This is a genomic window from Sorangium sp. So ce117 (genome assembly GCF_051524395.1).
Classification (GTDB): domain Bacteria; phylum Myxococcota_A; class Polyangia; order Polyangiales; family Polyangiaceae; genus Sorangium; species Sorangium cellulosum_B.
In genome coordinates, this window is sequence record NZ_CP150309.1 from 7749767 (window position 1) to 7762053 (window position 12287).

General features: G+C 67.3%; 14 protein-coding genes. 12 read left to right on the plus strand and 2 right to left on the minus strand.

The genetic code is table 11. The annotated features are described in order from the left end of the window. The first annotated feature begins 3 nt into the window (after positions 1-3). A complete protein-coding gene (locus tag WMF46_RS28885) occupies positions 4-543 on the plus strand; it encodes a carboxymuconolactone decarboxylase family protein (RefSeq protein WP_437973201.1) in 540 nt (179 codons plus the stop codon). 128 nt (positions 544-671) lie between these two features. After that, entirely contained in the window at positions 672-1226 is a 555-nt protein-coding gene (locus WMF46_RS28890; RefSeq protein ID WP_437980151.1) for a hypothetical protein, read from the plus strand. Between the two features lie 136 nt (positions 1227-1362). On the opposite strand, the gene WMF46_RS28895 is transcribed toward WMF46_RS28890, so the two are convergent. Continuing rightward, positions 1363-2517, minus strand: coding sequence for a HEAT repeat domain-containing protein (locus WMF46_RS28895; RefSeq protein ID WP_437980152.1), 1155 nt, complete (start codon positions 2515-2517; stop codon positions 1363-1365). A 288-nt stretch (positions 2518-2805) separates the two neighbouring features. Here WMF46_RS28895 and WMF46_RS28900 point away from each other — a divergent pair, with 288 nt between their 5' ends. The 10 genes from WMF46_RS28900 (at position 2806) to msrB (ending at position 10904) form a co-directional block, all read left to right on the plus strand. After that, entirely contained in the window at positions 2806-3645 is an 840-nt protein-coding gene (locus WMF46_RS28900; RefSeq protein ID WP_437980153.1) for an SDR family NAD(P)-dependent oxidoreductase, read from the plus strand. Positions 3646-3829: 184 nt separating this feature from the next. Further along, entirely contained in the window at positions 3830-5260 is a 1431-nt protein-coding gene (locus WMF46_RS28905) for an SPFH domain-containing protein (RefSeq protein WP_437980154.1), read from the plus strand. A 125-nt stretch (positions 5261-5385) separates the two neighbouring features. Continuing rightward, the gene (locus WMF46_RS28910) at positions 5386-5760 is read left to right on the plus strand and encodes a hypothetical protein (RefSeq protein ID WP_437980155.1); all 375 of its coding nucleotides are present in this window, start codon (positions 5386-5388) and stop codon (positions 5758-5760) included. Between the two features lie 113 nt (positions 5761-5873). Beyond that, entirely contained in the window at positions 5874-6446 is a 573-nt protein-coding gene (locus WMF46_RS28915) for a hypothetical protein (protein WP_437980156.1), read from the plus strand. 157 nt (positions 6447-6603) lie between these two features. Next, positions 6604-7020, plus strand: coding sequence for a DUF6210 family protein (locus WMF46_RS28920; RefSeq protein ID WP_437980157.1), 417 nt, complete (start codon positions 6604-6606; stop codon positions 7018-7020). A 167-nt stretch (positions 7021-7187) separates the two neighbouring features. Continuing rightward, positions 7188-7595, plus strand: coding sequence for a VOC family protein (locus WMF46_RS28925; RefSeq protein ID WP_437980158.1), 408 nt, complete (start codon positions 7188-7190; stop codon positions 7593-7595). 227 nt (positions 7596-7822) lie between these two features. Further along, entirely contained in the window at positions 7823-8452 is a 630-nt protein-coding gene (locus WMF46_RS28930) for an SGNH/GDSL hydrolase family protein (RefSeq protein WP_437980159.1), read from the plus strand. 252 nt (positions 8453-8704) lie between these two features. Then, positions 8705-9490: an ATP-grasp domain-containing protein gene (locus tag WMF46_RS28935; protein ID WP_437980160.1), complete on the plus strand. Its 786-nt coding sequence runs from the start codon at positions 8705-8707 to the stop codon at positions 9488-9490. A gap of 103 nt (positions 9491-9593) precedes the next feature. After that, the gene (locus tag WMF46_RS28940; protein WP_437980161.1) at positions 9594-10400 is read left to right on the plus strand and encodes a hypothetical protein; all 807 of its coding nucleotides are present in this window, start codon (positions 9594-9596) and stop codon (positions 10398-10400) included. 105 nt (positions 10401-10505) lie between these two features. Then, on the plus strand, positions 10506-10904 hold the full coding sequence (gene msrB / locus WMF46_RS28945) for a peptide-methionine (R)-S-oxide reductase MsrB (protein ID WP_012238023.1): 399 nt from the start codon (positions 10506-10508) through the stop codon (positions 10902-10904). A gap of 167 nt (positions 10905-11071) precedes the next feature. On the opposite strand, the gene WMF46_RS28950 is transcribed toward msrB, so the two are convergent. Next, positions 11072-12196 (minus strand): ATP-grasp domain-containing protein, encoded by a 1125-nt coding sequence (locus WMF46_RS28950; protein ID WP_437980162.1) that lies wholly within the window; start codon positions 12194-12196, stop codon positions 11072-11074. Positions 12197-12287: the final 91 nt, after the last annotated feature.

Here is a 12287-nt window from a genome sequence, read left to right on the forward strand (position 1 = left end):
CGCATGAGCCAGACCGCTGCTTCCCCTCACTTTCCTGCGCACACGCTCGACACGGCGCCCGCGGCGGCCCGCCCCGCGCTGGAGCAGGCCTCGCGGAAGTTCGGCTTCCTGCCGCTGCCCTTGGCGCGCTTCGCGACCTCGCCGCTCCTGGTGCGCGCCTTCGATGAGCTCCTCGCGGTCTTCGAGGGGGCGACGCTCTCGCCGGTGGAGCGCGAGGTCGTTGTGATGGTCGTCGCCGGCGAGAACGGCTGTGATCTCTGCCGCACGATGCACCGCGGGCTGCTCCTCCGCGCGGGGGCTTCCCCCGAGGTCGCCGCGGCGCTGTTCGAGCGGAGGCCGGCGCCCGACGCGCGCCTCCAGGCGCTCGCGGCGTTCACCGAGGCGACGCTGCGCGAGCGGGGCCAGGTGCCGGACGCCGATCTCGACGCCTTCCTCCGCGCGGGCTTCACCGCCGAGCAGGCCCTGGAGGTGATCGTCGGCATCGGCACAACCACGCTGTCGACGTTCGCGAACCGGATGACCCGCTCCCACGCGCTGCGCTGATCGCAACAGATGCGCGGGGTTCGAGAGCGGAAGCGCCGCGGTGCTCTCGCGTGGGTCTCCTTGACAGGGCGGGGGAAGCGTCAGCTACGCTGGCTCTCCACGACAGAAGGGTTCGAGGGAGCAGGTGTATGACTGCGCAAATCGGGGACGACGTCGCCTATGCGGGCGCTGACTGGAGCCTGGCGGGCGTGAACGGCGGGGAGCTGTTCGACCCGGCGAGCCACGGACTTCGTGTTCGCCCGGCGAGCACCGCGTGCTGGCGTGGCTTCGTCTGTCGCTATGAGCTTCGCGACAACGCCCTGTACCTCGACGGCCTGGACGTCGCGCTCGAAGGCGACGCTCCTCCCCTGTTGGACAAGATGCCACAGAGGCCGAAGACGCCCCTCGGATTCACGGCAGCCTACGAAGGCATCGGGCTCCACGTCCCCTTCAGCGGTGGCCTGCTTCTCGCGCGCGATTTCTTGCTCGAGCTGTATGTTCACATGGGCTTCCACCCGGCGTGGAAATACGCCCACGTCCTCGAGGTGGAGCTCGAGGCGGGACGCGTCTCGCGCGTCACCGACTGCTCGAAGCCGATGGCCGACATCCGCAGCCGCATCGCGGGCACGGATGAGCCAGGCCCGGGGAGCTCCCACGAGGACATCGAGGCGTGGGTCGAGCGTGCCTTTTCCCGCAAGTACTGACGCGGCCCAATCCGCGGCTGCGACCGGCCGCGCTGCGCGCGGCGGCAGGGCCGCAGGCCGTTGGGCGGGCGCGAGCAGGCGTCGACTCCCTCCGGTGGGATGGCGGTGACGCGCTCGCGTCAGCGACGAAAGCCCTCTACGCCGCCGCGGCGAGCCACTTCTCCCAGGCCGCGTAATCGCGCTCCGGGAAATCTTTCCCGCTCACCTTTTTCAGGATCAGGTACGCGAAGTCGTGGTTGTTCGGCTGCTCGAGCTTGAGCAGCTTGAGGAGCGTCGGCCCCGCCTCCGTGATGACCTGTGCATAGAGCTTCGTGCCCTCCGGCCGGTCGATGAGGCCCCACGTGACGGCGGCCGCCTTGTTTCGGTCCGTCGTCGTCGGGCCGTCCAGGGCCTTGAGAAACGGCGTCAGCGGGATGGGGACGTCGTGGTGGGACATGGCGACGTGCGCGACCACGCGCATGGCATTGTTCCGCACGAGGGCGTCGGGATCGTTCAGCATGGGCAGCATCAGCGAGACGAGCTTCTCGCCATCCTTGATGTGCGCGAGCAGAAACGCCGCCGCGCCCCGGTCTTCCGGGTCCTTGTCCGCCCCGAAGATGCGGATGAGCTTGTCCTCGTTCGGCGGAACGTCGTTCACGAATCTCTCGCCGTACGGGCGCAGCTTTTCGTGCTCGTAGCCGCCCAGGCAATGAAACGCGGGGCACGCGGCGCGCTCAGGGCCGATCGCCTTCTTCTCATACATCAAGCGGAAGTACGTGTCCTGGTAGTCCTTCCACGCCGCGAGCAGGCCCGCCGGATCCTCGAAATCGCCCTTGGGCTGCGGGCCGAAGGTGAGGCGCTTTTTCATGTCCCTGCGCTCCACCACGTCGACGGTGACATAGGCCTTCAGGACCCCGCCCCTGTCGTAATAGATGATGGGTGATAGCTCGATCCAACCGATCGCCTTGTGCTCGGCGAGGATCACCTCGACCATCTCCTTTGCGAGAGCCTTCCTCTCCGCCTCGTCCTCCGTGCCGAAGAAGCGCTTAAGCACGTCGCCGAAGCGCGTCTTCACCCAGGCGCCGTCGAACCGGTCGGTGCCGTAGACGTCGACCCCCTTCAGCACGGGCAGCGGGGCCGCCGGCGGAGCGGCGGGCGCGGCCGAAGCGGCAGGGGTTGCCGAGGTGGGCGGCGAGGGGGCCGCCGCAGGCGGAGGAGGCGGCGGAGCGGACGCGACCTCCGGCGCCGCGGAACCGTCGCAGGCAGGGAGGGCCAACGCCGTCATGAGGAGCGCGATGGGCGAGGGCGGCATGGAGCCATGCATGCGGTGCTGGCGCGCAGTCGGCAAGCGCTGCCCGACGCGACTCGGCAGGACTGATTTCGCTCCGGCTGGCCTCGCTCAGGCCGCCGCGCGGATCGCCCGAGGCCGAAGCGCGGCGAGCGCGACCGCGTCAGCGCCCGCCCGCTGCGCCGTACTCTTCGAGTTCGGGCGACTCGAACGGATCGTGCGCACCGTGAACGACGATCGTCGCGCCCCGAGCCAGGCTGGGGTAGCACTTCTCAAACACCCTCTTCGCGGCGCGAGGGTGAGGAGGGATCGATGTCGAAAATCGCACTCGTTACAGGCGCGAACCAGGGCCTCGGTTACGCGATGGTGGCCCGTCTGTGCCAGGAGTTGCCGCCGGGCAGCACCGTGTACCTGGGGGCGCGGGATCCGGAGCGCGGCGAGGCGGCCGTGGCGCGCCTGCGCGAGCAAGGCCTGCAGCCGTCGCTGGCCCGGCTGGACGTGACCGACGACGCCAGCGTCCAGGCGCTGGCGGAGACGGTGGCGCGCCGCCACGGCGAGATAGACATCGTGCTCTCGAACGCGGCCGCGCGCATCGTGAAGGACCTGCCGCAGGCGGTCCAGGTCCGCACGTTCATCGACACGAACAACCACGGCACCTACCGGATGATCCGCGCCTTCGGGCACCTGCTGCGCGACGGCGGGCGGTTCCTCGTTGTCGCGAGCTCCTTCGGATCCCTCGGCAAACTGGATTCGCGGCTGCACCACCGCTTCGACCCCGCCACGCGATCTCTCGAGGACATCGAGCGCGTCGTGGACGAGTGCGTCGAGCTGGTCGAGCGCGGCGAAGCGGAGACCCACCACTGGCCGGCGTGGATCAATATCCCGTCCAAGGTCGCGCAGGTCGCCTCGATGAAAATCTATGCGGGCCAGCGGCAGGCCGAGGCCGCACAGCGCGGGCTCACCATCGCCGCGCTCTGCCCCGGGCTCGTGGACACCGACGCGTCGCGCCCGTGGTTCGACGACATGTCGTCGGCGCAGTCGCCAGCGGATGCCGCAAAGAACGTCCTCTGGATCTGCACGCAACCGGCCGAGTCGACGCGCGTAGTTCATGGCGAGCTCGTACAGCACCGCCGGATAATTCCCTGGTTATGAGGCGACAGCGATCCATCCTGGACCGGCGCTGCGCTCCATTCCGGATCGGCGCTGCGCTCCATTCCGGATCGGCGCCTCGCCTGTCGCGGGTCGCCGGCGCGCGGCGCGGCCCCGGAACGCCTCGTTCGCCGTGTCTCCTGCCTGGCCCGCTTCCTGCGAAAGCCGTTCTCGCGAGGTAGAGGTCATGACGCACATCGAGCAACGCAGGGTCATCATCCACGAGAACGGCGTGCCGGGCGGCGCCGCGGCGGTCCTCCACGCGGACGATCACGGGACCGGGGCGGCCAATCGCGGGCGGTACGATCAGGGCTGGCGCGCCGGCAAGCCGGCCGAAGATCCAGAGAAGCTCAAGAAATGGGGCCGTGTCAGCGCGAAGCCGAGCGAATACCTGATTCACATGCGGCGGGGTAGCCTCCGGCCCACCTCCGGTCAGGGCGCCTCGTGCTTCAAGCTCCCGGGCGACAGCGTCGCCATCGTGCCGACCACGGTCCAGAAGCTCCAGTTCACGGCCGACCAGGTCACCCTCGAGAAGGTCGGCGTGGAGATCACCGGGCTCGCCGTCTACCGCATCGTGGAGCCGCTCATCGCGTTCCGGATGCTGAACTTCTCGTTCCCGGAGCGCGCGCAGGAGAAGCTCGAGGCGCTCCTCGTGGACATGTTTGCCGGCGCCGCGCGCCGGCTGGTCGCGAACCTCTCCGTCGAGGAGTGCCTGACGCGGCGGAAGGAAGGGCTCGCCAGCGAGCTGATACGAGAGATCGTGCCCGTCGTCTCCGGGCGCGGCAGCGCCGAGGATGCCACGGACAAGGGGTGGGGCGTCCTCATCGATACCATCGAGATCCAGGACGTGCGCATCCTCTCTCCGGCGGTGTTCGGCAACCTGCAGGCGCACTATCGCCAGGAGCAGGAGCGGAAGGCCAGGGAGGCGTCGCTGCTCACCGAGCGCGCGGTCCGGCAGGGCGAGGCCGAGGCGCAGCGCGCGATCGAGCTGACCAAGCTCTCCGCCGAGGTCGAGCTGCGCACGCGACGCCAGGAGACCAGCGAGAAGGCCCGGCTCGAGGAGCTCGCCTCCGAAACGCGGCTGAAGGAGACGCGGCTGGCCCACGAGCAGCAGATCGCGGCGCTCACGCTGAGGGCCGAGATCGAGAAGACGACGCTCGAGGCGGAGGCGGCGGCGGCGCGCCACGCGGCGAAGATGGCCGCGAGCGCCCAGGAGATCGACCTGCTCAGGCAGCGCGCGGCGATCGCGGGCGCGCGCCGGCTCGTGGCCGAGGCCGAGCTCGCGATCGCCGAGATCGAGGCGAAAAAAGCGCGGCTCACGCAGGAGATCGAGATCGACCGCGCGCGGGCGCTGCGGGAGATCGAGAACACCGTGTCGCCGGAGGTCATCCGGTTGACAGTCGCGCAGCAGATGCCGGCGCTCGCCGCCGCGTTCCAGCAGCGGATGGGAGAGGTGCACGTCACGGCCGTCGATGGGGCGAACCCGTTCGGGTACATCGCGGCGGCCGTGGAGGGGGTGATGGGGCTGGCTCGCGCGGCAGGGCTCGAGGTGCCGTCGGCGCGCGCGCAGAAGGCGGAGCTGACCGAGGAGAGCGGGCTGGACAGCAGCCGGCGTTGAGCCCGTCCGCGCCGTCGTCCGGCGTTGGAGCCTACACGATCACGCGTTGGTCTCCTTGACAAGGCGGGGCAACCGTCAGCTACGCTACCTTTAACGGCGGGTATCGAGAGGAGCTGCGTACAATCATGGGTGAGACGATGCTGACGTTTCTAGGGACGCAGATTTTCCGTGCACCCTTTCTCATCGCCTACATCGTAGCGATCGCTCTTGCGTTCTCTCGTTATCCAACGCAAGGCAAGCCGGCTCTCCTTGCGGGCTGCGGCTTCTTCTTGTTTGTCATGGGCTGGCTCATCAACGCTGTGTACATGTACTGGCAGATATCCAGCTTTCGGGGTGGTGGCGCAGCGCAAGGACTGGTCTGGATTGCCTCCCTGACCGGTCTCGTTTCTCACCTCGTGGAGCTGGTCGGGCTCGTGCTCGTGATGCTCGCATTGTTCGGCACCAGAAACAGCCCCGTAGGAGGCGCCCAGTCGATTGACGCGCAGAATGCCCGCGCCTGAACAAGTCGTTGGACAGGTACGGCATCAGGTTGCTGTACTGTAGTTTCCAGCCTGAAAGACAGCAGGATCTACCAAGGATGACACCCCACGTCCCGCCGCAATCAGCACCCGGAATGAGCAAGACCGCCGTCGCTTTCCTGTTCCTGTTCATCGGGCTCGTGGTGGGGTTCTTCGCCGGAATCGGAGCGACGAAGGCCGGCGCTGCGTTCCTCGAAGATCTCGCGTCGAGCGAGGCGCCTGCCGATCTGGCACACGCCCGGAGCTACGTGCGGCCCGGCTTTTCCTTCAAATACCCAGGAAACTGGAGCGTCGAGGCGGACCCGCCGGACAATGATCCCGATCACCACGTGAACGTCGAGAGCCCCGGCTCGTGCATGACGATGATCTTCGTCCTTGACGTGCCGACCGATCCCGCAGCCAACGTTCAAGCGCAGATCGACGGGTTCGTCCCCAAGCTGCTCTCTGCGCCTGCACGCACGCCGTTTACCACGTGGGGCAAGTACGCCGGGCAAGGCATGCTCCTGAAAGGGAAGCTGCTCGGCGTGAGCTCGGGCTCGGTTCGCGTGTTTTCTCACGCGGACGACAAACGTTCGTTCATCGCGGTGGAGCAATGCCATGACGAGGACATGGAGAATGTGAAGCCTGGCCTCGATCTGGTGGAGTCTTCCTTCGACTTCTCACCTTGAGCCTGCGCCATGGCCCACGGTCTGGAACCATCGCTTCGTGAGCAAACATCGCGGAGCCGGATAGGCCGGATTGCTCACGAACCGTCGCGTGAGCTGCCCAGCGAGCGGCGGCGATCGGCGGCGCGACAGAGCCGCAGGCGTTCGGGAGGCGAGGACGATGAACAAGATCATCAGGCTATACGACGCAGGCCTCGGCCTGCTCATCCCCTGCCCGAGCGGGGTCATCTACTCGAACCAGACCTGTGGGAACATTTGCATGCAGCCCGAGATCGAGGGCGTATTCGTTCCGCTCGACGCCGAAGACGGGTGGCGCGCCCTCGCGGCGCACTTCGAAGGACCGAAGTACATGGGCAGCGGCGCGATGCTCGGACTCGACCAGGAGGACGCGGATGTCGTCGACCGCATCCTGCGCGAGTGTCGCATCGTCGGCATCGTGACCGACCGGGCGCGTCTCGTGGACTCGCACGAAGCGTGGGTGCACGCCGTGATAGAAGGCGAATCGGCCTCGGGCTCTTTCACTGGATTCGGACCGTACCCGCGCCCTGGGATTCTCACCTGGCCCAATTCCGATTGATGGCCGCGCGCTCGTCGGGCGCGAGCTGCTCGGCGGCAGCGCCAGGCAACTCTTGTCCTCGGCAGTCTTCGGCTGTCCGCTCGGCACCGCTCTCTCCGGCGCGTCCGCACAGGTCCGCGCGCGCCTTGTCGCTTGCCACGGACGACCGCGAGAGGTACCTCGTACCCATGCCCAAGGACGCCAGAGTCTTCGTGTTCGATCACGTTTCGGTCGGTGTCGAGAACCTCGAGCGTGCCGCGGAGTTCTACGACGCCTGTCTGGCGCCGCTCGGCTTTGTCCGGCTCTCGCAAAACGCCCGTAGCGTGGCGTATGGGCCCGAGGGATACGAAGCTGAGCCGCCCTTCGCCATCGTCGCGTCCGGTCCTGACGCGAAGGCGCCCGGTCGAGGCTTCCACCTCGCCTTCGTGGCCCCGAGCCGCGAGGCGGTCGATCGTTTCCATGCGGAGGCCCTCGGCAAGGGCGGTGTCGATGAGGGACCGCCCGGCGTTCGCGAGAACTACGATCCCGGCTACTACGCGTCGTTCGTTCGCGACCCGGACGGCCACCGGCTGGAGGCGGTGCTGCACGAACGTTGACCGTGCGGCCGTCGGCCGGCTCGATCGCCAACCTGCTGGGCGGGGGCCTCGAGGCCGATCGAGGCTCCGCCCGGCCCGTGGCCGGTCCGGCCGCCGCGGCTCTCGGAGCGCCTGGCGTACGAGCTCGCGGATGAGCTCGAGCTCGAGTCGTGATAGAAACAGGCGAGAGGGGTCGCGATGCGCCGGATCATGTACGTGGAGAACAGCTCATTTCACGGGAGAGAATCATGTCGTCTGTCGTTCTCTTGGGTGATTCAATCTTCGACAATGGTTCGTATACCAACGGCGAGCCCGATGTCGCATCGCACCTCCGCGCTCTCTTGCCCTCCTGGCGAGTCACCCTCTGCGCGGTCGACGGTACGACCACCTCTGATATCGGACCCCAGCTCGATCGGCTACCGAAGGACGCGACCCACGTCCTCCTCTCGCTCGGCGGAAACGACGCGCTCTCGAACGCCGACATTCTCGGACTGCCCGTCCGGTCGACGGCCGAGGCGCTGGACATATTCCGCGAACGCGTGGACGCGTTCGAGCAATCCTACTCATGGGCGCTCGAGGCCGTCGTCGCGCTCGGTCGACCGACCACGGTCTGCACGATCTACAACGGCAACCTCGCTCCCGGTGAGGCGGAGCGAGCTCGCATCGCCTTGATGACGTTCAATGACGTCATCCTCCGTCAAGCTTTCTCGCGCGCGCTCGACGTCGTCGACCTCCGCCTTGTCTGCTCGGAGGTGGGGGACTTCGCGAACGCCATCGAGCCGTCGGGCGCCGGCGGCTTGAAGATCGCACAGGCGCTCGTCCGCGCACTGGACGCCGCCGCAGTCCAGAAGCGAGCGACGACCGTGACCGCCGGCTAGAAAGCCCGTTGCGGCTGCGCGAGCTGACCGCCGTTTCGACTGGGCGCCAGTCAGAAAGTATCACGCGTGGTTGCCAGGCGCAGAACGATGCCGTCGGACGAAGCCGAACGCTACAGATGGCACCTCGAACCGGCTCATCTGCTGCCGTGTGCGGTAGAACGTGGTAGCATCGCACCACGACGATGCCGGTCCGGGATGCCTTCCGTTGGACAGAAGGAACAAGACCTCCCGCAGCGAGCGGAGATCCGAACCATGCGAACCACCTGGATCGTTCAGACGAACGTCGAGCCTGGATCGACATCCCCAGCCGCTCTGCGTCGTGCGTGCTCCACGGAGCAGCGGTCCTTCCACGAAGTCTCTGTCATTGCTGGTTCCGCGACGCTCCCTGAGCTGCCGCGCATCGACGGGCCGGTCGTCCTTCACGGTCGAACGACTTTGATCCTGCGCGCCTTCGAGCACCCGAGATGGCGCCATGGAGTCTTCTTCGACCCCGCGCGCTTTCAACATCGATCCTACGTGGCTGCGTACGGCGACCAGATGCTGAACGCCGATGCGCAGGTCATGTCATGGGAGAGGCTCCTCGCCGAGCCACGTGCCCCGAACGAGCTTGTTTTTCTGAAGCCGAACGACGATCTGAAGCGCTTTACTGGACAAGTTCTTCGCTTCTCGGAGTGCGTGGCCCTGTTTCAAACTCTACGAGGTGCAGCGAGGCCGGTGGAGCCCACGTCCGAGGTCGTGCTTGGCGAACCGCGTGAGATCGATGGAGAATGGCGGCTGTTCGTCGTGGACGGTGAAGTTGTGACAGGTAGCATGTACCGGCCGAGCGGCGATTCACACCTCCCTCGCGAGCTGATCGACTTCGCGGAGAGAGCGGCCTCGCGATGGGCGCCGGCGAGCGTGTTCGTTCTTGACGTGGCGCGGGTCGACGGCGCGTGGAAGATTGTCGAGTGCAACTGCTTCAACGGAAGCCGTTTTTACTCGGCAGACGTGGAGCGCGTCGTACGAACCGTCTCCGAGCATCAGGAGCGGGCAACCTAGATCATGCCGACCTCTGCCCAATCAGGCGCTGGTGCCGACGGGCGCGTCGCGCCCGCGGCGCAGCGCAAGGTCGTTGGACTGGTGCCGGTGACCTGGTGAAGCCATGGCGTGGAAGACTCTGCTGGATGATGCCCGATGGAACCACCGAGACGACCCGGCCCGTGCCGACGAGCTCGTTGGGCGGGCCATTCGCTCTGCGGAGGCGGAGACCGAAGCAGCGGAGCGCGTGCGCGCGTTCGAGTCGATCGCCGACTACCTTGACGGCCGAGAGCGGTGGGCGGAGGCGTCCATGGTCTACGGCCGACTGATTGACCTACTGCGAAAGAATCATGCTTCACAGGATGAGCTTGCGGCGCGGCTCGCGCGCCATGCCGAGATCGAGTCGAGCGCCGGCGATCCGGAGTCTGCCGCGAAGCTGCTCGAAGTGGCTCTGAGTCTTTGGCGCGAATCGTCACGAAGCACGCTGGAGCGGGGCGCTGCATGGTATGAACAGCTGGCCGAAGCGCGATCGGCGGCGGCACGCCATATCGCCGCGTCCGCGGCGCGCAGCCGTGCGACCGAGCTGCGCATCGAGGCTTCCGGCGAGTACTACCAGCCGCGTGTGATGCGGCATGCGAGAAGTGACGGTACCGTCGAATACGCCGTCCACGATGTCTACTTCTCATTGTACGGCGACGTCAAAGGTTACACCCAGCACGCGCGATCGCCGCGGATGCCTTCCGTGGCCACGCTCCAGAAGTGGCTGGAGGAGACATTACCGGTGGCGGCAACAGGTGTAGCGTGCGGCGATCTCGGCTACATGCACTACGCGCCCGATCTCACGCAATGGCTTCGGCATATTCAGGAGGAACCTCTGGACTATGAACGCGATCCCGAGGATGAAGCCTGGCCAGAGCGACAAACGGGTTGATTCCGCGCGCCAACAGCGAGAAGCTGAGACGCCAGAAGACGCATGTCGGCCGCCGACGCCGAGCCGAACGGGCGTGACACCAGAACTCGACGATGGGATCCAGCGATGGCAGACAAGAAGATCTCGAAGACCGAACCCGAGTGGCTCTTGCTGCTCGGGCCGCATCGCTACCGAATGCTCCGCTACGGCAACACCGAACGTCCGTACACGGGGCAGTACTGGAACCACCACGGCACGGGCGTCTATCGATGCGCCGGCTGCGGCACCCAGCTCTTTTCGTCGCAGACGAAATTCGACTCTGGGACGGGCTGGCCCAGCTTCGGCGCAGTCCTCGACGAGAAGCGGATCGAGCGCCGAGCCGACCGGAAGCATGGCCTCGATCGGGTGGAGGTCGTATGCGCGCGCTGTGATGGACATCTGGGGCACGTCTTCGATGACGGGCCAGCGCCGACGGGCGAGCGCTTCTGCATCAATTCCGCCTGCCTCGAGTTCGAGAGCGAATGACGCGCTAGGCGGCGAACGTCACGTCGACAGCTGGGCCGTGACCGGCAGGTCCCGCCGAGCGCCGCTCGGAGCGCCCGGGGTGTCGCCGGGGAGTGGGATGCCCTCGGCCACGAGGCGCTCCAGCTGCTACATGGCCGGTCGGCCGGCTGGACAGCCAAGCAAACCGATTACCCGAGCAGCCATACCGCCGGGCTCTGCTCGACACGTTCGCCGGCAAGTGTCGCAGCGCTGTCGAGGATCTCGGTCCACGGCAACGCTGCGTACCCGGCACGGTGGGCGAGGTCGGCGCCGAGCGCAGCGACGAGCAGGGCGTGCGCCGAGGGCACGTTGTAACCCGCGGCATAGAGTGGGTTGAGCTCAAGGACCACTGGCTGGCCGTCTCGAACGAAGGCCACGTCAGCCACGTAGTTCGCCGGGAGATCAGCCGTGAGGAGCGCTGGGACGACGGCGCGAACCGCCCGCTGCACCACGTCGCGCCTGGCAGTGAGCTCATCGGCGAGGAGCCGGCGCGCGTCGTCGATGAGGACCTCGAAGGGGCCGTGGTAGCTGGCCATGAGGAGACGGCCACCCAGCACCGTCAGCCGCACTTCGAAGGGCACCCGGATGGCGTTGCGGTCGCCGGGCAGGGTGGCGAGCTCGATGCGCTCGAGGTCGAGGTGCTCGCGCAAGGCGAGGCCACCGACATCGAGAGCGACACGCAGGCGGCGGACCACCTCGAAGACCGTGGCCTCGATGTCCGCCTGGTTGCTGCCGTAGTAGAGCTCGGGGTTGGCGGACTTGGCCGACGAGTAGAAGCCGCGGACGAAGACCCCGGCGTGGGGATCGATCTCCGCATCGAAGAGGGCGCCGTAGATCGCCTCGGTCAACAGACGGCGCACGGCCGCGGGAGAGTCGATCGCGGCAGCGACGGCGGCGTCCACGGGCAGCAGCGCGGTGCGTGGCGTGGGGACACCGGCGTTCGTGAGGACCGAGTAGAATCGATCGAGCCCGAGGACCCGCTCCACATGCTCGGGGAGGTCGAGCACACACGCGGCGCCGGCAGCGACCGCTCGAGCGAAGATGGAGTGGTATGCGGCGCGGGGTAGCATCGGCAGATCGATCCAGGACACACTGCCGCTGACCCCCTGCGGCGCGTCGAGCCGGGCGACGTCGCAGACCGCGAGGTCCCAGCCATGGAGGCGGGCGAGCTGGGCCCAGAACGCATGGCGACGCCGGATCATGGCCACGTTGCGGGGGTCGGCCTGGGCGTCGAAGGCACGGTTGAGGTCGGAGAGGAGAGCGACGCGGGACACGGGTCCAGCATCGCACTTTTCACTGGATCAGGACGACTCGGCGCCCCTCAGGCTCGGCCGGAAGCAGAGCAGTCCGCGGCGACTAGCGGCG

Excerpts from the sequence above, each read along its gene's own strand:
- WMF46_RS28885 (WP_437973201.1), top strand. The coding sequence starts at position 4 with ATGAGCCAGACCGCTGCTTCCCCTCACTTTCCTGCGCACACGCTCGAC.
- WMF46_RS28890 (WP_437980151.1), top strand. The coding sequence starts at position 672 with ATGACTGCGCAAATCGGGGACGACGTCGCCTATGCGGGCGCTGACTGG.
- WMF46_RS28895 (WP_437980152.1), bottom strand. The coding sequence starts at position 2,517 with ATGCCGCCCTCGCCCATCGCGCTCCTCATGACGGCGTTGGCCCTCCCT.
- WMF46_RS28900 (WP_437980153.1), top strand. The coding sequence starts at position 2,806 with ATGTCGAAAATCGCACTCGTTACAGGCGCGAACCAGGGCCTCGGTTAC.
- WMF46_RS28905 (WP_437980154.1), top strand. The coding sequence starts at position 3,830 with ATGACGCACATCGAGCAACGCAGGGTCATCATCCACGAGAACGGCGTG.
- WMF46_RS28910 (WP_437980155.1), top strand. The coding sequence starts at position 5,386 with ATGGGTGAGACGATGCTGACGTTTCTAGGGACGCAGATTTTCCGTGCA.
- WMF46_RS28915 (WP_437980156.1), top strand. The coding sequence starts at position 5,874 with ATGAGCAAGACCGCCGTCGCTTTCCTGTTCCTGTTCATCGGGCTCGTG.
- WMF46_RS28920 (WP_437980157.1), top strand. The coding sequence starts at position 6,604 with ATGAACAAGATCATCAGGCTATACGACGCAGGCCTCGGCCTGCTCATC.
- WMF46_RS28925 (WP_437980158.1), top strand. The coding sequence starts at position 7,188 with ATGCCCAAGGACGCCAGAGTCTTCGTGTTCGATCACGTTTCGGTCGGT.
- WMF46_RS28930 (WP_437980159.1), top strand. The coding sequence starts at position 7,823 with ATGTCGTCTGTCGTTCTCTTGGGTGATTCAATCTTCGACAATGGTTCG.
- WMF46_RS28935 (WP_437980160.1), top strand. The coding sequence starts at position 8,705 with ATGCGAACCACCTGGATCGTTCAGACGAACGTCGAGCCTGGATCGACA.
- WMF46_RS28940 (WP_437980161.1), top strand. The coding sequence starts at position 9,594 with ATGGCGTGGAAGACTCTGCTGGATGATGCCCGATGGAACCACCGAGAC.
- msrB (WP_012238023.1), top strand. The coding sequence starts at position 10,506 with ATGGCAGACAAGAAGATCTCGAAGACCGAACCCGAGTGGCTCTTGCTG.